This window comes from Mycobacterium paraterrae, from assembly GCF_022430545.2.
GTDB classification, from domain to species: Bacteria; Actinomycetota; Actinomycetes; order Mycobacteriales; family Mycobacteriaceae; genus Mycobacterium; species Mycobacterium paraterrae.
Genome location: NZ_CP092488.2, coordinates 3528403 through 3550742 on the forward strand (window position 1 = coordinate 3528403; position 22340 = coordinate 3550742).

General features: G+C 65.7%; 21 protein-coding genes. 1 reads left to right on the forward strand and 20 read right to left on the reverse strand.

Features of this window, described 5'->3' with window-relative positions; genetic code table 11:
- Positions 1 to 27: 27 nt before the first annotated feature.
- The 10 genes from MKK62_RS17020 to MKK62_RS17065 form a co-directional block, all read right to left on the reverse strand.
- Positions 28 to 2424, reverse strand: a complete 2397-nt coding sequence (locus tag MKK62_RS17020) for an NADH-quinone oxidoreductase subunit G (RefSeq protein WP_240258715.1) — start codon at positions 2422 to 2424, stop codon at positions 28 to 30.
- A gap of 103 nt (positions 2425 to 2527) precedes the next feature.
- On the reverse strand, positions 2528 to 3853 hold the full coding sequence (gene nuoF, locus MKK62_RS17025; protein WP_240258714.1) for an NADH-quinone oxidoreductase subunit NuoF: 1326 nt from the start codon (positions 3851 to 3853) through the stop codon (positions 2528 to 2530).
- Positions 3853 to 4644, reverse strand: coding sequence for an NADH-quinone oxidoreductase subunit NuoE (gene nuoE, locus MKK62_RS17030; protein WP_240258713.1), 792 nt, complete (start codon positions 4642 to 4644; stop codon positions 3853 to 3855). The genes nuoF and nuoE overlap by 1 nt, the downstream gene beginning before the upstream one ends.
- On the reverse strand, positions 4641 to 5948 hold the full coding sequence (gene nuoD / locus MKK62_RS17035; protein WP_240258712.1) for an NADH dehydrogenase (quinone) subunit D: 1308 nt from the start codon (positions 5946 to 5948) through the stop codon (positions 4641 to 4643). The genes nuoE and nuoD overlap by 4 nt, the downstream gene beginning before the upstream one ends.
- On the reverse strand, positions 5948 to 6688 hold the full coding sequence (locus tag MKK62_RS17040; RefSeq protein WP_240258711.1) for an NADH-quinone oxidoreductase subunit C: 741 nt from the start codon (positions 6686 to 6688) through the stop codon (positions 5948 to 5950). Before MKK62_RS17040 ends, nuoD begins: the two co-directional genes overlap by 1 nt.
- Positions 6685 to 7239: a NuoB/complex I 20 kDa subunit family protein gene (locus MKK62_RS17045; RefSeq protein WP_240258710.1), complete on the reverse strand. Its 555-nt coding sequence runs from the start codon at positions 7237 to 7239 to the stop codon at positions 6685 to 6687. Before MKK62_RS17045 ends, MKK62_RS17040 begins: the two co-directional genes overlap by 4 nt.
- An 8-nt stretch (positions 7240 to 7247) precedes the next feature.
- Positions 7248 to 7625, reverse strand: a complete 378-nt coding sequence (locus tag MKK62_RS17050) for an NADH-quinone oxidoreductase subunit A (RefSeq protein WP_240258709.1) — start codon at positions 7623 to 7625, stop codon at positions 7248 to 7250.
- 284 nt (positions 7626 to 7909) lie between these two features.
- On the reverse strand, positions 7910 to 8305 hold the full coding sequence (locus MKK62_RS17055; RefSeq protein WP_240258708.1) for an Rv3143 family two-component system response regulator: 396 nt from the start codon (positions 8303 to 8305) through the stop codon (positions 7910 to 7912).
- 27 nt (positions 8306 to 8332) lie between these two features.
- Entirely contained in the window at positions 8333 to 8869 is a 537-nt protein-coding gene (locus tag MKK62_RS17060) for a YceI family protein (protein WP_240258707.1), read from the reverse strand.
- A 151-nt stretch (positions 8870 to 9020) separates the two neighbouring features.
- Positions 9021 to 10259, reverse strand: a complete 1239-nt coding sequence (locus MKK62_RS17065) for a GNAT family N-acetyltransferase (RefSeq protein WP_240258706.1) — start codon at positions 10257 to 10259, stop codon at positions 9021 to 9023.
- Positions 10260 to 10470: 211 nt separating this feature from the next.
- Here MKK62_RS17065 and MKK62_RS17070 point away from each other — a divergent pair, with 211 nt between their 5' ends.
- Complete coding sequence (locus MKK62_RS17070; protein ID WP_240258705.1) at positions 10471 to 12813, forward strand: MMPL family transporter; 2343 nt, start codon at positions 10471 to 10473, stop codon at positions 12811 to 12813.
- On the opposite strand, the gene MKK62_RS17075 is transcribed toward MKK62_RS17070, so the two are convergent.
- From MKK62_RS17075 to MKK62_RS17120, 10 genes are all read right to left on the reverse strand, one after another.
- Entirely contained in the window at positions 12810 to 13703 is an 894-nt protein-coding gene (locus MKK62_RS17075) for a DMT family transporter (protein ID WP_240258704.1), read from the reverse strand. The two genes, MKK62_RS17070 and MKK62_RS17075, sit on opposite strands and share 4 nt — an antisense overlap.
- An 87-nt stretch (positions 13704 to 13790) precedes the next feature.
- Positions 13791 to 14147 (reverse strand): DUF6285 domain-containing protein, encoded by a 357-nt coding sequence (locus MKK62_RS17080; protein WP_240258703.1) that lies wholly within the window; start codon positions 14145 to 14147, stop codon positions 13791 to 13793.
- On the reverse strand, positions 14147 to 15079 hold the full coding sequence (locus MKK62_RS17085; RefSeq protein WP_240258702.1) for a catalase family peroxidase: 933 nt from the start codon (positions 15077 to 15079) through the stop codon (positions 14147 to 14149). The genes MKK62_RS17080 and MKK62_RS17085 overlap by 1 nt, the downstream gene beginning before the upstream one ends.
- 17 nt (positions 15080 to 15096) lie before the next feature.
- The gene (locus MKK62_RS17090) at positions 15097 to 16077 is read right to left on the reverse strand and encodes a phosphotransferase family protein (protein WP_240258701.1); all 981 of its coding nucleotides are present in this window, start codon (positions 16075 to 16077) and stop codon (positions 15097 to 15099) included.
- Positions 16074 to 17312 carry an acyl-CoA dehydrogenase family protein gene (locus tag MKK62_RS17095; RefSeq protein WP_240258700.1) on the reverse strand — a complete coding sequence of 413 codons (1239 nt, stop codon included), beginning with the start codon at positions 17310 to 17312 and terminating at the stop codon, positions 16074 to 16076. Before MKK62_RS17095 ends, MKK62_RS17090 begins: the two co-directional genes overlap by 4 nt.
- Positions 17313 to 17327: 15 nt before the next feature.
- On the reverse strand, positions 17328 to 17936 hold the full coding sequence (locus MKK62_RS17100) for a TetR/AcrR family transcriptional regulator (protein WP_240258699.1): 609 nt from the start codon (positions 17934 to 17936) through the stop codon (positions 17328 to 17330).
- Positions 17926 to 18831, reverse strand: coding sequence for a hydroxymethylglutaryl-CoA lyase (locus MKK62_RS17105; protein ID WP_240264103.1), 906 nt, complete (start codon positions 18829 to 18831; stop codon positions 17926 to 17928). Before MKK62_RS17105 ends, MKK62_RS17100 begins: the two co-directional genes overlap by 11 nt.
- Complete coding sequence (locus MKK62_RS17110) at positions 18828 to 20027, reverse strand: CaiB/BaiF CoA transferase family protein (protein WP_240258698.1); 1200 nt, start codon at positions 20025 to 20027, stop codon at positions 18828 to 18830. The genes MKK62_RS17105 and MKK62_RS17110 overlap by 4 nt, the downstream gene beginning before the upstream one ends.
- Positions 20024 to 21220, reverse strand: a complete 1197-nt coding sequence (locus MKK62_RS17115) for an alpha/beta hydrolase (RefSeq protein ID WP_240258697.1) — start codon at positions 21218 to 21220, stop codon at positions 20024 to 20026. Before MKK62_RS17115 ends, MKK62_RS17110 begins: the two co-directional genes overlap by 4 nt.
- Positions 21220 to 22311 carry a homogentisate 1,2-dioxygenase gene (locus tag MKK62_RS17120; RefSeq protein ID WP_240258696.1) on the reverse strand — a complete coding sequence of 364 codons (1092 nt, stop codon included), beginning with the start codon at positions 22309 to 22311 and terminating at the stop codon, positions 21220 to 21222. Before MKK62_RS17120 ends, MKK62_RS17115 begins: the two co-directional genes overlap by 1 nt.
- Positions 22312 to 22340: the final 29 nt, after the last annotated feature.

The window sequence follows — 22340 nt, forward strand, 5'->3', positions numbered from 1 at the left end:
TGCGGCGCACGCTCGGGTCGCTGGCGGTCACTGCGCAGCTCCAATCTTCACCACAGCACCGGGCGTCACGCCCAGTTGCCGGTGCACCGCCGACCCGGGTGAGTTCAGCGGCAGCCACGCCACGTGATCGGGCATCTCGGTGATCGCTAGCGGCAGGCTGATCGAGCCGCGAGCGGTGCTGACGGTGACGTCGTCGCCGTCGGCCGCGCCGATACCGTTCGCGGTCTCGGCCGACAACCGCACCACCGGGGTGCGTGCGGTCCCGGCGAGATGCGGCTCGCCGTCTTGGAGCTGCCCGTCGTCGAGCAGCATCCGCCAGCCCGCCAGGACGGCTTCACCGGCGCCGGGCTCGGGAGACGACGCCGCGTCAACTTTCGGTGCTTCGGGTGGTGCGCCGTCCCAGGTGCCCAACTTGTTGAGTTCGGCCAGACCGGCTGCGACGGTGGGGAATCCGAGGTCGATACCCAGCTCGTCGGCAAGGGTGTCCAGCACGCGGCAGTCCGGTGTGGCGGTCGGCGTCAGCGCGCCCGAGAAGCTGCGCTGACGGCCCTCCCAGTTGACGTAGGTGCCGGCCTTCTCCGCGGCCGGCGCGATCGGGAAGACCACGTCGGCGCGCTCGGTGACGGCGCTGCGCCGTAGCTCGAGGCTCACGATGAAGCCCGCCGCGTCCAGGGCGGCCAGCACCTTGTCGGGGTCGGCGAAGTCGTAGGGGTCGATGCCGCCGACCAACAACGCTCCCAGGGTTCCGTCCTTGGCGGCAGCCAGGATGGCCTCGGCGTCGCGCCCTGCGGCACTGGGCAGTTCGGCGACATTCCAGCCCGCGGCGACCTGAGCGCGGGCGGTCTCATCGCTCAGCGGCCGCCCGCCGGGCAGCAGACCGGGCAGCGCGCCGGCCTCGATGGCTCCGCGCTCGCCGGCGCGGCGCGGCACCCACGCCAGCCGCGCTCCGGTGCTCTCGGCGAGCCGGGCCGCGGCCGACAACGCACCGGGCGAGGTGGCCAGCCGCTCACCGACGATGATCACGGCACCGGGCTTGGCGAGCAGGCTGGCGAGTTCGCCACCAGCCAGCCCGTCGAGTGCGGCGGCCTCGCCGCCGGGGGCGGTCTGGATCAGCGTGCCGTGCATCTTCTGTAAACCGTTGCTGGCGAACGGCGCAACGGCGTGCACCGGCAGCCCGTGCTTGCGGGCGGCCTTGCGCAGCCGCAGATAGACGATCGGCGATTCTTCTTCGGGCTCGAAGCCGGCCAGCAGCACCACCGGCGCCGACTCAAGGTCGGAGTAGGTGGTGGTGAGCTTGCCCGCGACCTGGGCAGCGAGGAACTGCGTCTCCTCTTCGGAATGCGGGCGGGCACGGAAATCGATATCGTTGGTGCGCAACACGATTCGGGCGAACTTCGAGTAGGCGTAGGCGTCTTCGACGGTCAAGCGACCGCCGGTCAGCACGCCCGCGCCGCCCGCTGCTTTAGTGAGGCCGTCGAGCGCCACTGCGAGGGCGTGCGGCCAAGACGCGGGCTCGAGTGCGCCGTCGGCGCCGCGAACCAGGGGAGTGGTGATCCGGTCACCCTGCGTCGCATAGGTGAACGCCCATCGGCCCTTGTCGCAGTTCCACTCTTCGTTGACTTCCGGCTCGTCACCGGCCAACCGGCGCAGAACCTTGCCGCGACGGTGGTCGGTGCGCTGCGAGCAGCCTGACGCGCAGTGCTCGCACACGCTTGGGCTGGAGACCAGGTCGAAGGGGCGGGCGCGGAAGCGGTAAGCGGTGCCGGTGAGCGCCCCAACCGGACAGATCTGTACGGCGTTGCCGGAGAAGTACGACTCGAACGGCTCCTCGGCATAGATGCCGACCTGTTGCAGCGCGCCGCGCTCCAGCATTTCGATGAACGGGTCGCCGGCGATCTGATCAGAAAACCGGGTGCAGCGGGCGCACAAGATGCAGCGCTCGCGGTCCAGCAGAACCTGCGAGGAGATGTTGATCGGCTTGGTGAACGTCCGCTTGACGTCTTCGAACCGAGAATCCGGGCGGCCGTTCGACATTGCCTGGTTCTGCAGGGGGCATTCGCCGCCCTTGTCGCACATCGGGCAGTCGAGCGGGTGGTTGATCAGCAGCAGCTCCATGACTCCGTGCTGCGCCTTATCGGCCGCTTCGGAGCTGTACTGCGTGCGTACCACCATGTCGTCGGCGACGGGAATCGTGCACGAGGCCATCGGCTTACGCTGACCCTCGATCTCGACCAGGCACTGCCGGCAGGCACCGACCGGGTCGAGCAGTGGGTGGTCGCAGAACCGGGGGATCTGTACACCGATCAGCTCGGCGGCCCGAATCACCAACGTGCCCTTCGGAACACTGACTTCAGTGCCATCGATGGTCAGCGTCACCAACTCGGGCTCGGTGACCTTCTCTCCGGTATCCGCCACCTGCGTCATTGGCGCCACTCCTTCAGCGAACTAGTGCGCGAGCGTGCGCAGAATGCCAAGCGGGGCGGCGTGTCGCGGTGCAAACACGCACCCTCGCGCGGAGGAGTGTGGGTCACGCTTTCACTCCGTCTGCCTCGAGCATGGACAGCTTGGGGTCGAACGGACAGCCGCCGCCCTCGATGTGTGCGACGTACTCGTCACGGAAGAACTTGAGCGAGGAAGCCACCGGGCTGGCCGCGCCATCGCCCAAGGCGCAGAACGATTTTCCGAGTATCGCGTCAGCGATGTCGGTGAGTTTGTCCAGGTCCTCAGTGGTGCCCTGACCGTTTTCCAAACGGTGGTAGATCTGGCTCAGCCAATACGTGCCCTCGCGGCACGGCGTGCACTTGCCGCAGGACTCGTGCTTGTAGAAGTCGATCCAGCGGCCGACCGCGCGCACTACGCAGGTGGTTTCGTCGAAGATTTCCAGCGCCTTGGTGCCCAGCATCGATCCGACCGCCCCGACGCCCTCGTAATCCAGTGCCACGTCGAGGTGTTCGTCGGTGAGAAGCGGTGTCGACGATCCGCCAGGCGTCCAGAACTTCAGCTTGTGCCCGGCCCGCACGCCGCCGGCGTAGTCGAGCAGCTCGCGCAGCGTGATGCCCAGGGGCGCCTCGTACTGCCCGGGCTTGGTGACGTGTCCCGACAGCGAATAGAGCGTATAGCCAGGCGATTTCTCGCTGCCCATGGAGCGGAACCAGTCGACGCCGTTCAGCACGATCGACGGGACGCTGGCAATGGTCTCGACGTTGTTGATCACCGTCGGGCAGCCGTAGAGGCCGGCGACTGCGGGGAACGGCGGGCGCAGCCGGGGCTGCCCGCGACGGCCCTCCAGCGAGTCCAGCAGTGCGGTCTCCTCACCGCAGATGTAGGCGCCGGCGCCGGCGTGCACCACCAGTTCCAAGTCATAGCCCGAGCCGGCGATGTCCTTGCCCAAATAGCCATTCGCATAAGCCTCGGCGACGGCGTTCTGCAGGCGCCGGAGAACCGGCAGCACCTCGCCGCGGACGTAGATGAACGCGTGGCTGGCCCGGATTGCGTACGAGGCAATGATGACGCCCTCGACCAGCACGTGCGGAGTCGCCAGCATCAGCGGAATGTCTTTGCACGTACCGGGTTCCGACTCGTCAGCGTTGACCACCAGGTAGTGCGGCTTGGCCGCGGCGCCGCTGTCGCCCTGCGGGATGAACGACCACTTGGTGCCGGTCGAGAAGCCGGCGCCGCCGCGCCCGCGCAGCCCGGAGTCCTTGACAGCCGAGATCACCGCGTCGGGATCCATCTTCAAGGCCTTGTCCAGCGCCTGGTAGCCGTCGTTGCGGCGGTAGGTCTCCAGCGTCCACGACTGCGGGTCGTCCCAGAATCGGCTCAGCACTGGAGCCAGCGGTGTCGGCGACCCCATTACGTGCCCTCCCCGGCAGACGGTGCGGTCATATTCTTCTCTCGGGCCACCTCGAGTCCGGCCAGCGTCGCGGCGCCGGCACCGCCCTGGCCCTCGTCGGGCCGCGGGTCGGGGAAACCGGCCAGGATCCGCTCGGCTTCCTTGAACGTGCACAGGTTTCCGCGGGTGGGGGCCGGGGGATTGCCGGAACGCAGACCGTCGACCAGCGTGCGGGCCGATTCGACGGTCTGGTTGTCATAGAACTCCCAGTTGACCATCACCACCGGCGCGAAGTCGCACGCGGCGTTGCACTCGATGTGTTGCAGGGTGACCGACCCGTCGTCGGTGGTCTCGTCGTTGCCAATGCCGAGGTGCTCTTTGAGCGAGTCGAAAATCGCGTCGCCGCCCATCACCGCACACAGCGTGTTCGTGCAGACCCCGACCAGGTATTCCCCGGTGGGCCCGCGGCGGTACATCGTGTAAAAGCTTGCCACAGCGGCAACTTCGGCTCCGGTCAGGCCGAGCTGTGCGCCGCAGAATTCCACACCGGCCGGCGTCACGTACCCGTCCTCCGACTGCACCAGGTGCAGCAGCGGCAGCAACGCCGAGCGTGGGTTGGGGTAACGGCCGATGATCTCCTTGGCGTCGACCTCGAGCCGAGCCTGCACGTCGGCCGCGTACGACTTCGGCGCGCCTTCGGTGACGAACTGACCGGGCTCCTCCGCGGGCGGCCCGAGCCGAATGAACACGCGTTCGCCGTTGTTGGGGCCGGGCCCGCCGTTACTGGCGCCGGCCTCGGGTACTGCGGTCATCGGTCCACTCCGCCCATCACCGGGTCGATACTGGCCACCGCGGTGATGACGTCGGCGACCATGCCGCCCTCGCACATTGCGGCGACGGCTTGGAGATTCGTGAACGACGGGTCTCGATAGTGCACCCGGTACGGGCGGGTGCCCCCGTCACTGACCATGTGCACACCCAGCTCGCCGCGCGGTGACTCGACCGCGACGTAGACCTGCCCGGCCGGAACCCGGATGCCCTCGGTGACCAGCTTGAAGTGGTGGATCAGGGCTTCCATCGAACCGGTCATGATCTTCTCGATGTGTTCCGGCGCGTTGCCCAATCCGTCCGGACCGACCTTCAGGTCGGCGGGCCACGCGATCTTGCGGTCCTCGATCATGATCGGCCCCGGCTTCAGCTTGTCCAGGCACTGCTCGACGATCTTGACCGACTCCGACATCTCCTTGACGCGAATGATGTAGCGGCCGTAGGAATCACAGCCGTCGTCGGTGATCACGTCGAAGTCGTAGTTTTCGTATCCGCAGTAGGGCTCGGCCTTCCGCAGGTCGTGCGGCAGCCCGGTGCTACGCAGCACCGGCCCGGTCACGCCCAGCGCCATGCAGCCGGTGAGGTCGAGGTAGCCGACGTCCTTGGTGCGGGCCTTCCAGATGGCGCTCTCGTTGAGCAGGTCGCCCATCTCAGCAAGCGCCTTCTTCAATTCGACCAGCGCAGCGGCTATTTCGGTCTTGGCGTCCGCGGGAAGGTCCTGCGCCACGCCGCCGGGCCGGATGTAGGCGCTGTTCATCCGCAGGCCGGTGATGTACTCGAACAACGTGAGCACGATCTCGCGGCCCTTGAAGCCGGTGAACATCGGCGTCATTGCGCCCAACTCCATGCCGCCGGTCGCCAACGCGACCAGGTGCGAGGAGATTCGGTTGAGTTCCATCATCATCACCCGGATGACGTTGACCCGCTCGGGGATTTCGTCGGTGATGCCGAGCAGCTTCTCCACACCCAGGCAGAACGCCGCCTCATTGAAAAACGGTGACAGGTAATCCATTCGGGTCACGAAGGTGACGCCCTGCGTCCAGTACCGGTATTCGAGGTTCTTCTCGATTCCGGTGTGCAGGTAGCCGATCCCGCACCGGGCGTCGGTGACGGTCTCGCCTTCGATCTCCAGGATCAGTCGCAGCACGCCGTGGGTGGACGGGTGCTGGGGCCCCATGTTCACGACGATCCGCTCGCCGGGCTCGCCCTTGCGGGCGGCCTCGACGATCTGATTCCAGTCTTGGCCGGTGACAGCGATCAACGTGTCCGTGCCAGTGGTCTCGCTCATCAGTTGTAGGACCTCCGCTGGTCGGGCGGTGGAATTTTGGCGCCCTTGTATTCGACGGGAACACCACCGAGCGGATAGTCCTTGCGCTGCGGGTGTCCCTCCCAGTCATCGGGCATCTCGATGCGGGTCAGCGACGGGTGTCCGTCGAAGATGATGCCGAAGAAGTCGTAGGTCTCGCGCTCATGCCAGTCGTTGGTCGGATAAATCCCGAATAGCGATGGAATATGCGGATCCTCGTCCGGCGCAGCCACTTCCAGCCGCACACGACGATTGTGGGTAATCGAGTTCAACGGGTAGACGGCGTGCAACTCGCGTCCGGTGTCGTCCGGATAGTGCACGCCGCTGACGCCCAGGCATAGCTCGAAGCGCAGCTCTGGGTCGTCGCGCAGCCGACGGGCCACCTGTGGCAACAGCTCGCGACGCACGTGCAGGGTCAGCTCGTTGCGGTACACCACGACTTTCTCGATCGCGTCGGTGAATTCGACGCCGTCGTCGGCTTTCAGCGCCTCTGACAACCGGTCGACGACCTCGTCGAAGTAGAAGCCGTAAGGACGTGGGCTTCCCTCGTCGATGGTGACTTGGCGAACCAGTCGCCCGTAGCCCGAGGTGTCACCACTGCCGCGGACCCCGAACATGCCGCGGCGCACGCTGATCCGTTCCGCGCCGGCAGTGTCGGAGCCGACGGGGTCGCCGCCGACCTCGGCTGCGGCCCGCTTGGGGTCGTGTTCTGGAGAGCTCATCGCAGCAGCCCGAGGTGCTCGATCGTCGGCCGCGCAGCGAGCGCCGCCTGCTCAGCCTCGGCGATGGCCTGCTCGCGGTTGACGCCGAGCGGCATTTCTTGAATCTTCTCGTGCAGCTTGAGAATTGCGTACAGCAACATCTCCGGGCGTGGCGGGCAGCCGGGCAGGTAGATGTCCACCGGCACGACGTGGTCGACGCCCTGCACGATCGCGTAGTTGTTGAACATTCCGCCCGACGAGGCGCAGACACCCATCGCCAGCACCCATTTGGGTTCGGCCATCTGGTCGTAGATCTGGCGCAGCACCGGCGCCATCTTCTGACTGACCCGCCCGGCGACGATCATCAGGTCGGCCTGGCGCGGGGTGGCCGAAAACCGCTCCATGCCAAAGCGTGCGATGTCGAAGCGAGGGCCGGCGGTCGCCATCATCTCGATCGCGCAGCACGCCAGCCCGAAGGTGGCCGGCCACAGCGAACTCTTGCGGAAGTAGCCCGCCAGCTGTTCGACGGTGGTCAGCAGAAATCCGCTGGGAAGTTTTTCTTCGATGCCCACGATCTACCTCAATCCCAAGTCAATCCGCCGCGGCGCCACACGTACGCGTAGGCCACGAATACGGTGAGCATGAAGATGACCATCTCGATCAGTGCGAACATCCCGAGCTGGTCGTAGCTGACCGCCCACGGGTAGAGGAACACGATCTCGATGTCGAACACGATGAACAGCATGGCCGTTAGGTAGTACTTCACCGGAAACCGCTGGCCGCTGCCGGCGTGCGGCGCGTTGGCGGGTTGGTCGCTGGGCTCGATCCCGCACTCGTAGGCCTCTAGCTTCGCCCGGTTGTAACGGCGCGGACCGGTGATCTGGGCCAGTGCGACCGAGCCGAGCGCGAAGGCGGCGGCGATCCCTCCGAGTACGAGAATGGGCAGGTAAAGATTCATGCCGCGACGACGCTTCCTCACTCTTGGTCTAGGGCTGGACTGTGAGCGCAACCACAGCCTAGCGACCGTGTGTGGTCGCCCGCTCAGCAGGTTAGTTGTGACCTCAACCACAGCGAGTTAGGCGCTGAATGAAGCGCCATCCGGTTCGGGAAGTCGACAAGTCTTGAGTCGCGGATCGCAAACAGCGCAGGGCTGTTTGACTCGTTTTCGAGCTGGATGTCAGTCGTCGAAACGCCCGGCCATCGGCGGGGTGTGCGGGATGTCGACGTTGGTTTTTCGCGCTTTTATGCGGGGGCGCGCAGCAGCTCCAGGACGGTCCTGCTCAGCCGAATCGGGTCGATCGGATGGGGGACGGCACCTTCTGCTCGCGACCAGCTGGCCAGCCAAGCGTCGTCCTGGCGGCCGGTCAGGACCACGATCGGGGGACCCTGGTCGATTTCGTCTTTGAGCTGCTTGGCCAGGCCCATGCCGCCCTCCGGGGTCGCCTCGCCGTCGAGAATCGCCAGATCAATGCCGCCGGCGTCGACCTGCTGGACCACTACCGGTCCGGTCGCGACCTCGACGTAGCTCAGCTCGGGCAGGTCCGGGTGGACCCGTTTACCCAACGCCGTCATGACGGCCTGTCGGGTATTGGCATTGTCGCTGTACACGAGGACCCGCAGGGGGCTGGTGGCAGACACGGTCCAGATCGTAACGTCCGACTGCGGTTACCGCGGCGCCCGTACGAAGTACGCGTCGGCGAAGACCGTCGCGGTTTTGCCGACCATCCCGAGCCGATTCCATCCGATGTCGAACTGGTCGCGGTCGACTACCGCGTTCGCGGTGACCCGCATGGCCCCGCTACCGACCTCGGTGACCTGGACGGGCAGCGGTACCGGCGCGGTCACCCCTTTGATCGTGAACGTCGCAGCGAGCGTGGCGGCGTTCCCGGCGGCTGGCTCGATCGCTGTCACTTCGACGGTGATCTCGGGATGGCGGTCCGCGTCGAAGAAGTCGGCCGAACGCAGGTGTTCGTCACGCTTTCCGATGCCGGTCCGCAGCGACGCCACCTGGATTTCCAGCCGGCCGAAGATCGCGCCCCTACCCGTGATTTGGCCGTCGCCAGTGAGGTCGGTGAAAGTCCCCTTGACGTTGAGCAGTCCCCAGAAGTTCTTGATGCTGAACCCGACGGTGGAGCGGTCGCGGTCCAGGTTCCACACTCCGGCGGTGTCTGGGTCGTTCAGCAAAGTCTCGACGTTCATCAACGCCACTCCTCTTCATCGCTTCGTCCCCGCATCGTCGTTGGCGCGCGTCGTCCGCGCCACCCGTTCGCCACGAGCAGATCGTCGCCCACATCAAGGATGATTTCGTTGGCGGGCATGGCCAAACGGTACTCGCCGCGGTGCCGGTTAGGTGTCAGAACAGCGTGTTGCAGAACGGGTCGCGGTCCACTCGGAACGTCGCGTCCAGCTCGCGCAGGGCGTTACTGCGTAATTCCTTGATTCGGTTGGCACGCAACAATTCTGAAGGCCGGTGTGCGCCGGTGTATATCGTCGCCAGGTCCGCTAAGCCGATTTCGACATCCGCGTCGCCTTCGTGGGGCACACATTTGCCGACGCCCTCACGCACCTGTAGCCGGAAACGGCCGCCGGACAGGCCGAGCGGGTCGACCACCTCGAGCACGACATCGACGTCGGCGCTATATGTGCGGGCCCCCAGCACTTCGGGAATGTCGTTGATCCTCACCCACAGCCAGTCGCTGACGCCCTTGACCCGCGCGGCGCGCGGGTCGGTGAGCTTGAGCTGAAGCGGATCGTCAAGCGGCAGGTCGATGCTGATCTCGTCGAACATCTCCAGGCTCAACAGAGTCTGCAGCAATTCCGTGTGCGCTTGGTCCGTGATGGCACAGAAGTCGTCCACGACGATGGTGCCGAGCGGTGGCAAAAACGCGTGGGCTGTCTGACCGAACACGCGGTAGGTGAGAAAACCGTCTGGGTGCGTTGTGCAGTTCAGGGCTGATCCACCGCCTCGTTGCGTGGGACGATCCTCGAGGCAGTCGCTCCACCAGGCGCCGTCGCGCTCGACCGCTCCCTGTGTTGCAGTGCACCATCTTTCGTAAATGCCGGGCAGGACGTGCAGTGCCTGCGCCGCATTGATCTCGCGCGTGTGGAAATCGCTCGGTGCGTCGCGTAGTTTCGCCGTGCGGCGATCGATGGCGTAATTCTGGCTGTAGGTGGCCACTCCCGCGCCGACGTTGTCGTACATCTCGGTCTGTGTCGGAACGCCGCAGACGATCGGATAGCCGCGTTCGATCAGGATCTCCAGCCCTTTGGCGCTGAGCTGAGCCCAGACGCCGCGGCCCTGGTGTGTGGTCGCGACCGCAGTCATCGTCAACCACGCCGCAGACAGACTCGCGCCGCCGGGCACCGTGAGTCGCGAACGATAGATGATCGTGGTGCCGACGATAAAAGTGTCGTCCGGGTCTGCGGCATCCTCGGCGATCAGAATGTCTTCGAGATCGACACGTTGCTTCCACGCCTCGATACTGCTCGCGTCGATCGGATCACCAAACGTGCGTGCCTGGTTCGCATAGACTGCGTCCCAATCTTTTTCGGTTGGGTGCCGAATGATGATGCCGTCCTGCGTCGTATTCATCGCTTGTCCCATTCGGTGTCGGCACTGCAAAAATCAGATGTCGAAACGCCCGATCTGCCCAGACTGAGTTGCTGAATCCATGGCGACGCTTGTCGTCACGTACCCGCGAACCGGCCGGGCCAATCCAGCGCACGACGCTGCGAGGGTTGTGGTACATCCTCGATCGGGTATGCGCCTCGAGGGCCGAAAACGAAAGCGGAGGGACGCCGGGATGTTGCAACGAGTCACTCGACTCTCAATCGCCGCGCCGCGCCGCATCATCGCCGTGACAGTCTTGCTCCTCGTCGGGGCGGCGATCTTCGGGTTACCGGTGATAGACCGGCTCTCGGGCGGCGGATTCCAGGACCCCACGTCGGAGTCCGCTCGCGCCAGCGACCTGCTTCGACACAAATTCGACCAGACCGATCAGCAGATACTGATCGTGGTGACGGCGCCCGCCGGGGCGAACAGCGATCAGGCGCGCCGGGTCGGCACCGACGTGGTCGATCAGCTGCGACGGTCGCCGTGGGTGCTGAACGTGTCGTCGGCCTGGACGTCCCCGCCGCAGGCCGCCGCCGGTCTGATCAGCAAGGACGGCAAATCCGGAATGATCGCCGCCGGATTGAAGGGCGGCGAGAACGACGCGCAGAAATACGCCAGCACTTTGACGTCGCAGCTCGTCCACGACCGCGACGGGGTCACGATGCGGGCAGGCGGGATGGCGGTGGCCTACGCCCAGATCAACGACCAGAACGAACACGACCTGGTGTTGATGGAATCCATCGCGATCCCGCTGAGCTTCGCGGTACTGGTCTGGGTGCTGGGCGGCGTGATCGCTGCGGCGCTGCCGATTCTGCTGGGTGGATTCGCGATCGTATGCACCATGGCGGTGCTGCGTTTGATCAGCTTCACCACCGACGTCTCGACGTACGCGCTCGACCTGAGCATCGCGATGGGGCTGGCGCTGGCCATCGACTACAACCTGCTGATCATCAGCCGCTACCGCGAGGAACGCGCGCGGACGACCGACCCGCACCAGGCGCTGGTGCGGACCATGGCAACAGCCGGCCGGACGGTCTTGTTCTCGGCCACCACAGTCGGACTGTCAATGGCGGTCATGGCGCTGTTTCCGATGTATTTCTTGAAGTCCTCGGCGTACACCATCGTGGCTACGGCGGTCATCGTCGCCATCGCGGCCGTGGTGATCACCCCCGCTGCCATCGTCCTTCTGGGACCGCGACTGGACGCCCTCGACGCCCATCAGCTGGTCCGGCGGCTGATGCCGCCTGACAGAACGTGGCGTGATCATGCGCACAAGCCCGTCCACCTCCAGTTCTGGTACCGGTCGACGAGGTTCGTGATACGTCACGCGCTCACCGTCGGTCTGAGCGTGGTGGCGCTCCTGCTGTTGCTGGGCACCCCATTCCTCGACGTCAAATGGGGTTTTCCGGACGAGCGGGTGCTTCCGCCGTCGGCGTCGGCGCGCCAGGTGGCCGACATGCTGGACAACGACTTCGGCAACGGCCTGGGGACCGGCGTCACCATTGCTGTTCCCGGTGCCGGCGACCTCGCTGACCTGGGGCGCTACGCCGCCGACCTGGCGCGGGTGCCGGACGTGTCGTCGGTCACCGCACCGAACGGCACCTACGTCCGGGGCGCGCTGGCCGGGCCGCCGGCCGCGGCCACCGGACTGGAGCACGGCAGCGCGTATCTCACGGTGTCGACCACCGCGCCGCTGTATTCCGCCGCCTCAAACACCCAACTGGACCGCTTGCACCAGGTCGCCACACCGTCGGGCCGGCCCGTGGAAATGACCGGCCTGGCGCAGATCAACCGCGACAGCGTCAGCGCGATCACCACCCGGCTGCCGATGGTGATGGGACTGATCGCGCTCATCACCTTCGCCCTGCTGTTCTTGTTGACCGGCAGCGCGGTGCTGCCCGGTCAAGCACTGGTGTGCAATGTGTTGTCGCTGACTGCCGCCTTCGGCGCGCTGGTGTGGGTCTTCCAAGACGGCCACCTCAGCGCCTTCGGTACCACACCGAACGGCACATTGAACGCGAACATCCCAGTCTTGTTGTTCTGCATCGCTTTCGGGCTGGCCATGGACTACGAGGTGTTCCTGGTTTCGCGCATTCACGAGTACTGGGTGGCTTCAGAAGTGACCCGTGAGGTGCTACCAAGCAAAGCCGTGGCGCGCGCGGCCAACGACGAGAGCACGGCGCAAGGTATTGCCGGCATCGGCCGGGTCGTCACCACGGCGGCACTGGTGATGTCGATCTCCTTCGCGGCGTTGATTCCCGCGCACGTGTCGTTCATGCGGATGCTCGGGGTCGGCTTGACCCTGGCTGTGCTAGTGGACGCGACCTTAGTGCGGATGGTCTTGGTGCCCGCGTTCATCCACCTGCTCGGCAGGTGGACTTGGTGGGCACCAAAACCGCTTGCCCGCCTGCGTGATCGGGTCGGCACTGGTGAGGAAGCCGAGGCGGCGGTGGGCCGACGGCGCTGGTTGGGCGACACACCGCAACATCACGAACACATCATCAGAAGGCAGCCCGCGTCGCAGGGCGGTTAGGCAGCCGGCACCCGTTGTCGTTCGGTCAGCTGCTGATCGGCCGCGTCCGCGTCGAGGCGGGCGAGCCGCAAGATGGCGGCGGCCATCAGCGCCAGCGCCAGGTAGATGGCGATCATCCCGGCCCAGCCCGTGTTGAGGCTCTCGCCGAGAACGATCACTCCGAGTACCGCCGCGACCACCGGCTGCGACACTTGCAACGCAGGCATCGACGACGCCAGGGAGCCAGCGCGAAATGCCGCCTGGCTCAACACCACACCGCCGGCGGCGGCCAGTATGCACGCATACAGCGCTGGGGTCGTAAAAACCGCAGACGGGCCGTGACCGAGTCGCGCCATGACCTCTTTGGTCAACACGGCGAAGATCCCCCACAACGACCCGGAGGCAAGGGCGAAGAGCACCGCAGCAGTGGCGCCGCCTCGCATCGTGCCCGTGACGACGCAAACAATCAGCAGGGGCGCCACTACACACGCCACTTCGAGCCATGTGTGCAGCGAGGCGCTCGATCGACCTGCTCTGGGACTGCCGAGCGTCACAATGACCGTCACCGCGGCGGTCAGCAAGCCGGCCCACATCCACTCGCTGCCGGACATGCTGCGGCGGGACAGCCGCGCGTTGATGGGCAGCGCGAAAAGCACGGAAAAGGTCAGCAAGGCCTGGACCAACAAGACCGAGCCTTGGCCCAGCGCGGCCGCTTGCAATCCGATGCTCACCACCAACAGCAGCGCACCCCACCACCAGCGTTGATTACGCAGCAGCGCGATGAGCACGGTGACGTGTCCGCGCGATCTGCCGTCGACGCTGTGCGCTGCACGCTGCTGCAGTACGTCGCCGATCGCCACGCACAGCGCCGAACCCAGCGCCAGCAAAGCTGCAATGTCTGTCCTGGCCATAGATGGCTCTCCGTCGAAGTCGAAACCGGAAGAAATCAGCCAAGATTGGTTACCCGATATTCGGGCGCGACACAGGTCTTCTTGAAACTAGGCGGGCGGGGTACTACTTTCGCGCTCGTAGCCCGGGTGGGCGGCGGCCAGCCGGCGGCCGACCAGCGCGCGTAACGCCGACCGCACGTCAGGGTCGGCCCCGTCCACGTCGCCGGCCCTGATAGCAGCGGCGAGTGCGGCCTCGTGGTCGAACCCGATACGGGTCAATACGGCGGCCACGCCGTCATCGGAATCGGCGGTCAGTTCACGTTCGACCATCCGCAGGGCGTTGGCGGCGACCCGGGAGTGGAAGTTGACCTGTCCGGAGGTCGACTCGCGGACGTCCTTCTCGAGGAATTCGGCCACAGCGGCGATCAATTCCGCTGCGGTGGGTCGACCGTGTGCCGACGTCATCAGGTGGCGGGCGCCTCCGCGCCACGGTCGACACCGGTGCGTAGTTTCACCGAAGCCGAGTAGGCGAGGGTGCGGAACCTCAGGACCGGGTCATCGGAAGGCTCGATGCCCGGGGTGACGCGCATCGGGTCGAAGACGACGATGTCGCCGCCATGTTCGCGCTCCGTTTCAACACCGGTGATCTCGAGTGTCCCGACGGTGACTGTCTGATCGCTGTGCCAGCCCTTCGACGGATCGACGGTGGAGTCGCCATGCGCGGCGATCTGAACCTGGTAGTCGAACCGAACCGGTTGGGCCGCAAGGCGTTCGTCAAGCTCCCGGGTCAGGAAGTTGGCATCTTTGGTCTTCGCGACGTCCGGCGCCAGGAAGTCTTCACCTGCGACCGGTTGCAGGTGGTATCGCACGAACCGCTCGCTGCCGTCTGCGGCCACCCAGCGGAATGCGTGCAGGCCGTGGTAAGCGACGGTGCCGTAGCTGGCCGGCACCTTGTTCGCTTCTTTGACGACGGGCAGGGCCTTGACGAACCGCGGGTGCGTGGCGATATACCCGATGAGGCGCAGGGGAGCGGTGGGTCCTGGGCGCGACGCCCGCAACAGCGAAAGGAAACCGTCGGGCGTGCTCGCCGGGAACAGCTTGGCGGTTTGGGTGGAGACGTCTGTCGTCGACCCGTCCGGCAGAGTGAACTTCACTGCTAGGCCGCGGACGCCTGGAGCATTGTCGGGTTGGTCGGGATTGCCTGAGCCGCTGGAGAATCGGATCAGCGCGGGCACCGTCTCACCGCTGAGGTGCGCGGCACGGGAGAGCCCGGCGGCCTCCGGAGTCGCGGTGAAGGTGCCTCGGTAGAGTTTGCCTTTGGCGTGTAGCGCCCGATTGCCGGGCTGGGCGCCACCGGTCGCGCGGATTGCCTCGATTGCCTGATCAGGAGTGGCCACGGCACAACCCTAGGCCTTCATTCGGTATGCGCGGCAGTGTTATCGAGCAGATCGAGCAAATCCCATTCGGTCTCGCAGACACGGCGGCCGATAGTCGCGAGTTCGACGGAGCGAGTTTGCCCGCTGAGATGGCGTTCCGCCTGGTAGCGGCAGATGATTCCCCAGCGAAGGGTGGCCTGGATCAACCACCAGTGGAACGCGGCTCGGTCGACCGTTGCGCCGGCGGCCTTTTCATAACGGTGAAGAAAATCCTCGATGCTGCCCAGCCCGCCGGCCGCGTGAGTCACTGGCGCGCCGAAGCGCCAGGCCCGGATGCAGAACCAGGCCAGGTCTTCGTACACCTCGCCGATGTGCACCAGTTCCCAGTCCAGGACGGCCGCTAGGCCGGACTCATCGACGATGAGGTTGCCCATCCGGTAATCGCCGTGCACCAGACGCGGTGGGGAAGCAGGTGGCCGATTGTCGTCCAGCCAGCGAAACGCCCACTCGAACGTGGCAGTCGTGTCGCTCATGATGTCCAGTTGTTCACGCCACTCCGCCATCTGATCTTCGCCGCTGATGCCGGGCAGATCTGGGTTAGCTCGATGGATGGCGGCCAGCGCTGCGGCGCACTGACTCAAAAGCCGGGCCCGACCGTCGTCGCCCAGCCGACGCTGAATGCGCCGCACGATGGTTTCGCCCGGGATCGCGTCACAGATCAGGAATGGATTGCCCAGTGCCGCAGGGGAATCGTCGGCGATCAAAATGCGGGGGACCGGCGCGCCGGCGGTCGCCGCTGCGCGCTGGGCGCTGGCTTCGAGCTCCATTCCCGCGTGCACTTCGTCGGGCTGTCCCGTGCGCAGGATCAGCGCCCTTCGTTGTTGACCGGTGGCCGCGTCGAACGCCCACGTAGTCCGGCTGGCGCCGCCCGTCAGCGCAGTCAGGTTCTCGACCGTCGTGCCAGGGCCGAGCACCGGTTCCAGCAGCTCGGCGAGTTCCCGCGCCAGGTCGAGGTTCACGCGCGGCCGAACTTGAACAGTCGCTGAGCTACTCGGCGGATCTGAATCTCCTCGGCACCTTCGGTGATTCGGTATCGGCGGTGGTGCCGGTAGATGTGTTCGAAGGGCTCGTGACGGCTGTAGCCCAGGCCGCCGAAGATCTGCATCGCGCGGTCGGCGGCATCGCACACCAATCGGTTCGCGCGGTAATTGGCCATCGACACCTTGTCCGATACCTCCATGTGGTGGTCGCGGTCGAGGTGCCACGCCGCGTACTGCACCAGCAGGCGCACCATCTGGGCTTCGGTCTGCAGCTCGGCCAGCGGCCACTGCACGGCTTGGTTGGCCGATAGCGGTTTCCCGAAAACCTTTCGTGTGCTCGCGTATTCCGCGGCACGGTCGATGCAGTACTGGGCCGCCCCCAGGCTGCTGGCGGCCTGGCGGATTCGGTTCTCGTGCAAGAATGTCTGCGCAACCTCGAGTCCCCGGTCGACCTCGCCGAGCACGGCGTCGGCGGGCACCCGTACGTCGGTCAGTTCGACCTCGCCGTGATCGGTGGGCATGTTGAAGGTCCACCAGTAGTACGGGATGTCGAAGCCGGACGTGTCGGTGGGCACCAGGAACGCGGTGATGCCCTGCGCCTGGCCGGGGTCGCCAGAGGTGCGGGCAAAGATCAGGTCGTGTGTGGCGCGGTGTACGCCGGTGTTGAATCGTTTGGCGCCGTTGATGATCCAATCGTCACCGTCGGGCTTGGCGTGAGTTTCCAACCACGTCGCGTCGGAGCCGTGCAGCGGCTCGGTCAGTCCGAAGGCCATCGAGCGTTCCCCGGTGATCAGCGCCTCGGACCAGGCGGCGCGCTGTTCGTCGGTGCCGAACCGCTCCATCATGATCACCTGCGGGAAGTTGCCGACGATCGACGACTCGTTCTGAAGGTCGTTGTGCAGGCCGAGGCCTTTGTGCGCGAGATGTTCCCGGATGACCGCCATGTCGATGTTGGTGCCGTCGCGGCCACCCAGCGATGCGGGCAGGCCGTAGCGCAACCACCCGGCGCGGTCGGCACGTCGGCGCATCTCGGCGAGCAGGTCCTCCCACTCTCGGGTTGGGATGCCGTCATTGTCCCAGTCGGTGCGCGCGTGTTCCCGACGCTTGTCGAAGTACTGGATGTTCTCGGCCTGTAGCGGCGCGATCTCACGTTCGATGAACGCATCCATGTCGGCGAGTAGGCCCGCAAGGTGTTCGGGCAACGTGAAATCCACGATGATTTCTCCTTCTCAGCCGTACAAGGTTTTCTTCCATACCGTGGCGAGCGTCGCGATCGCGTCGTGGTCGCTCATCGCGATCCCCAGACCAGAGCTCCCGACGAATACCGTGGTGAAGTTTTCGAACAGTAACGCGATGGCCGCAGCGATGTGTTCGGGATTGAGGTCGGACGCGTAACCGTGCCGCTGTGCGCGCCGCACCGATGCCGCGACGATGTCCATGCCGAACCGGCGAAACTCGTTCTGCACGTCGGCGAACCGCTGCTGGGTGGTGGCTAGCTGGTCCACGGCGATCATGATGCCGATGTTCTGTTTGAACATGTTCCAGTAGCCGGTCACGACCGTGGTGAAAAAGGCCTCGTCGTCCGCGGAGTCAGCGAGGTGGAGGCTGAGGCCCGACGGCGTGACGACCTCGTGGAGAAACGACTCCGCCAGGGCGGCGAGCAAGTCCTCTTTATCGCCGAAGTAGCGGTAGAATACCGCACCTGACTTACCGGCGGCCGAGGTGATGTCGGCCAGGGTGGTGCCGTGAAAGCCGCGCTCCGCGAAGAGCTTACGGGCGGCCTGCTCGATGGCCGCCCTGGTCTGGCGGCCTTTCGGAGTGAGTACGTCAGACGGCATCGAGGTGTTTCCGGTCGCCGGCACGCAACAGGGCGCTCGGTAAGTCATGTCCGACAACGGATTTCGCGACACCGGCGGCGGCGATCGCGGCAGGTAGGTCGATGTCGGTGTCGATGCCGCTGTCGCGCAACAGGTACACGAGGTCTTCGGTGGCGATATTGCCGGTCGCACCCGGCGCGAATGGGCATCCGCCGAGCCCGCCGGCCGACGCATCCAGCCGGGTGACGCCCGCTTCCACGGCGGCGTACGCGCTGGCCAGACCGGCGCCGCGGGTGTTGTGAAAATGGCCGCCCAGGGGAAGGTCGCCGATGACCGGGCGCAGCTGCGAGATCAGCGACCGGACTCGTCCCGGGGTAGTGGTGCCGATGGTGTCCGCGATGCTGAACCGATCGACGCCGTAGTCGACTGCGGCGCTGGCGATATCGAGAACCCGCTGCGGTGCCGTGGGTCCGTCGAAAGGACAGTCCCAGGCGACGGCGACGATCACTTCCACGCGGACATCGCTGTCTTGTGCGATCGCAACGATCTCGCCGATCTGCTGGGTGGCCTGTGCGCTGCTGCGCCCGACGTTGGTCTGGCTGAACGAGTCGCTCGCCGCGACCACATACTCGATCGAGCGGAGACCGGCGGCGACGGCTCGCTTGGCGCCTCCTGCGCTCGCTACCAGCGCGGAGAAGTCGATGCCGGGATAGCGATGCAGTTCGGCGGCCAGTTCGGCGGCGTCGGCCATCGACGGCACCTTCGACGGGGAGACGAACGCGGTGGCTTCGATCTCGCGTACTCCGGTGGCGGCGACCGCGGCCAATAGATCCAGCTTGGCGGACAACGGGATTGGCTTTTCGATCTGCAGGCCGTCGCGCAGCGCGACCTCGCGGATGTCGACGTGTGCCATCAGATCACCTTCTCGCTGCGCAGCACCTCGACCTCGTCGGGTGTCTTGCCGAGCAGCCCGAGGTAGACGTCGTCGTTGTGCTGACCCGGCCGCGCCGACCCGGCATTGCGCACGCCGCCAGGCGATTCCGACAGCACCGGCGTGATACCCGGTCCCAGCACGGGCCGGCCCAGACGCTCGTCGTAGTGCTCGACGAGCATGCCGCGCGCCCGCAACTGTGGGTCGTTGACCACCTCGGCGACGGTGTTGATCGGTCCCGAGATCACCCCTGCGGCGCTGAGTGTCTCGATGATGTCGCCGGGCTGACGCTCGGCGGCCCAGGCGCCGATGATCACATCGAGTTCGTCTTGGTTACGGCCGCGGGCGACATGGTTGGCGAAACGCTCGTCGGTGGCCAGCTCGGCTCGACCCATCGCCCGACAGAGCCGAGCGAACACGGTGTCCTGGTTGGCGGCGATCACCACCCACGACCCGTCGGCACTCTGGTAGATGTTCGAGGGAGCAATACCCTCCAGCCGTGTGCCCGACGGTCCCCGGACGACGCCGCCCACGTCGTAGTCGGGAATGGTGGATTCCTGGACAGCCAAGCATGATTCGTTGAGCGCCACGTCGACGACTTGACCATGTCCGGTGACGCTGCGCCGGTACAGCGCGGCGAGCGCGCCCTGGGCGCCGAACATTCCGGCCAGGCTGTCGCCCAGCGACAGTGCCAGCCGTGGCGGCGGTCCGCCCGGAAAGCCGTTGAGGTGACGCAGGCCGCTGGACGCTTCAGCCACCGAGGCGTAACCGGCTTTGTGCGCGTCGGGCCCGGTCTGCCCGTAACCGGACACCCGGACCAGGATGATCCTCGGATTCCGTTCGCTGAGAACGTCATAACCGAGGTTCCACTTTTCCAGTGTGCCGGGCCGGAAGTTCTCGACGACGATGTCGGATTTTTCGACCAGATCAAGGAACACGTCGCGGCCGCGCGGTTGGCGCAGGTCGAGGGTGATGGCTTGCTTGTTGCGAGCGTGCACGGTCCAGAACACGTGGTGCCCGTCGACCTCGGCTTGGCCCCAGGTGCGCAGTGGGTCCGGCGCGCCCGGGGGTTCAATCTTGATCACGTCGGCGCCCATGTCGCCGAGCAGCCGTCCTGCGAATGGTCCGGCGATCAGCGTGCCCAATTCGAGCACCCTGATGCCTTCCAATGCGCCCGTCATGAAACCCCCGCAAACCCATGGCGTTCCAGCCAATCCGTGACAACGGTGACGGCCTCGCGCAGTTTGTCGCGTTGGTCAGGCCCGGCGTAGTAGTGCGTGGCGCCGTGGATTTCGTGCATCTCCTTGTCTGGATGCCCGATGGCTTCGAACAGTCGCCGGGTGTGCTCGGGTGTGCACGCGTCGTCGGCAAGGTTGCCGATTACCAGCGCCGGTACCGCGATGTCCCGCCCGCAAGCGATCCCGTCTCCGTGCGCGTCGTCGTAACTCCACTGCGACAACCAACTGCGCAGGGTGGAGAAGCGTGCCAGGCCGACCGGGCTCATGTTCACGACTCGAGGATCTCCTAAATAGCAGGTTCCGGGGACCCGTTCGTTAGGATCGACGGCCGGGTCGAGCCAGCGCGGGTCGGCCATGGTGCCGTGTACGACGAATCCGAATTCATCGTGCGGGCGCCCGCTGGATCGCAACTCGGCCAGCTTGTCCTTGACCCAGGCGGTGATTCGGCGGTTGCGCTCGATCTGTGCCAGCCGGTAGCGGGACAGGAACTCGTCGCTGTAAGGCGGTTGATTGGGATTGTCCGGATTGTACAGGTCCAGTTCCGGATCACGCTTCGTAGGATCCGACTCGTCGAGGATCGAGGCGTCCAGCCATTCGGTCAACGTGCCGTGCCGGCTGATGTGGGCGGCCAGCAGCATGATGCCGTCGGCGGCGGGCAGGTCGAGCTTGGTCAGGTCGGGGCCGTCGCCGGACGGGCTGCAGGTGACGGTCGCGTGCTGTGCCTGCTGCTGGTAGAACACCGACAGCGATCCGCCGCCGCTCCACCCGGCGAGCACCACCTTGCGGTAACCGAGACGCTCCTTGGCGTCCTTGATGGCGGCGCCGAGATCCTCAACGACCTTCTCCATCAGCAGCGCGGAGTCGGTACCGCGGAATCGGCTGTTGCAGTAGATGACGTGATGACCTGCTCGGGCGAGCGCGTTGATCATAGGCAGGTAGGCCCCGCCGCCGATGGGATGCATGAACACCAGCACGGTGTCCGACGGACGCTGTTTGGGCTTGAGCAAATAGCTCTCCAGCACAACGATCTCGGCGAGACCGCCGTAGACGTCGCGAACCTCCGAATTGTTCTGAAAAGCAACCAGATACGGGATCCGCTCGTAGTCGTGTTTTACCGGAGCAGTGGTGGTCGTCATCAGTGCTGTCCTAAGTCGTGCGCCAGCACTTCCGCTGACGGGGTGAGCCGTCGACGGGTGTCGACGGCGATGACCATCCAGTCGACGCGCGAGTACTCGTCGAACTTGCGGCGAGCCCGTTCGCGTGCCTTCTCCGGTGCGCCGTGGTGAACGCCCTGGGGCGCATGAGAAATGAGTCCGGGCGGCATCGGGATGCCGTACAGCGAGCCTCCGTGGAAGAACGCGATCTCGTCGTAGTCGACGTTGCGGTGGTACCACGGCGTGCGCTCCGTGCCGGGCACGCTTTCGGCGGGCTTAGGCAGGAAGTTCATCACGTAAACACCGGTGGCTTGCATGAACAGGTGCACGGTAGGCGGGAGGTGGACGCTGTCGGAGGTCACCACGTTGTAGTCGGCGATGTTGAACGTGAACGCGAAATTGTCCCCGCGCCAGCCCTCGACATCAAGCGGATGGTGTTGGTAGACAAGCGTTGTCGGACCACCCTCGTGGATCAGCCGGACGCGGTACTCGTCGCGGCCGTCGTCGTCTATCGGCGCGGGCTCCGGGATGACCGCCTGCGAAGGATCGAACGGGAAGTGGCGACCCAACGAGCCTGGCGGCGGAACACGGAACTCGTCACTGGCTTCGATCATCAGTAGTGTCGTCTCTGCGTCGGGCACCTGGCGCCACGTGCACGCCTTCGGCAGGTACACCCAATCGCCGGAGCGGTAGCGCAGCGGCCCGAACTCGGTCTCGAGCAGACCTTCGCCTCGGTGCACGAAGCACAGCAGGTCGCCGTCGACGCACCGGGCGAAGTAGGGCATCGGCTGGTCACGGCGGGACAACGAGATCCGGCAGTCCGCATTGCTGAACATCAGCAGCGGCCCGCCGTCGGCGTCGGTGGCGTCGCTGGGTTTGAGCTCGCTGGAGAGGACGTCGATCGGGCGCAGCGGACCCTCGGATCGGTAGGCAGTGGGATCGTTGCGTCGATACAGGTTCGCGGTGCGGCCGGTGAAGCCGCCTCGGCCAAGTTCGTCGTCTTTGAGGCCGTCGAGATCGGCGTGCAGCCGTTGCGGTGTTCTGCCTTTGCGCAGGTGAACGAAGGATTCCACATCAGCTCCAGAGGTTCGTTGCCTACGGA

Coding starts and splice junctions, on each gene's coding strand:
- MKK62_RS17020 (WP_240258715.1), bottom strand. CDS start 2,424: ATGACGCAGGTGGCGGATACCGGAGAGAAGGTCACCGAGCCCGAGTTG.
- nuoF (WP_240258714.1), bottom strand. CDS start 3,853: ATGGGGTCGCCGACACCGCTGGCTCCAGTGCTGAGCCGATTCTGGGAC.
- nuoE (WP_240258713.1), bottom strand. CDS start 4,644: ATGACCGCAGTACCCGAGGCCGGCGCCAGTAACGGCGGGCCCGGCCCC.
- nuoD (WP_240258712.1), bottom strand. CDS start 5,948: ATGAGCGAGACCACTGGCACGGACACGTTGATCGCTGTCACCGGCCAA.
- MKK62_RS17040 (WP_240258711.1), bottom strand. CDS start 6,688: ATGAGCTCTCCAGAACACGACCCCAAGCGGGCCGCAGCCGAGGTCGGC.
- MKK62_RS17050 (WP_240258709.1), bottom strand. CDS start 7,625: ATGAATCTTTACCTGCCCATTCTCGTACTCGGAGGGATCGCCGCCGCC.
- MKK62_RS17065 (WP_240258706.1), bottom strand. CDS start 10,259: ATGAATACGACGCAGGACGGCATCATCATTCGGCACCCAACCGAAAAA.
- MKK62_RS17070 (WP_240258705.1), top strand. CDS start 10,471: ATGTTGCAACGAGTCACTCGACTCTCAATCGCCGCGCCGCGCCGCATC.
- MKK62_RS17075 (WP_240258704.1), bottom strand. CDS start 13,703: ATGGCCAGGACAGACATTGCAGCTTTGCTGGCGCTGGGTTCGGCGCTG.
- MKK62_RS17080 (WP_240258703.1), bottom strand. CDS start 14,147: ATGACGTCGGCACACGGTCGACCCACCGCAGCGGAATTGATCGCCGCT.
- MKK62_RS17100 (WP_240258699.1), bottom strand. CDS start 17,936: ATGCCGTCTGACGTACTCACTCCGAAAGGCCGCCAGACCAGGGCGGCC.
- MKK62_RS17110 (WP_240258698.1), bottom strand. CDS start 20,027: ATGACGGGCGCATTGGAAGGCATCAGGGTGCTCGAATTGGGCACGCTG.
- MKK62_RS17115 (WP_240258697.1), bottom strand. CDS start 21,220: ATGACGACCACCACTGCTCCGGTAAAACACGACTACGAGCGGATCCCG.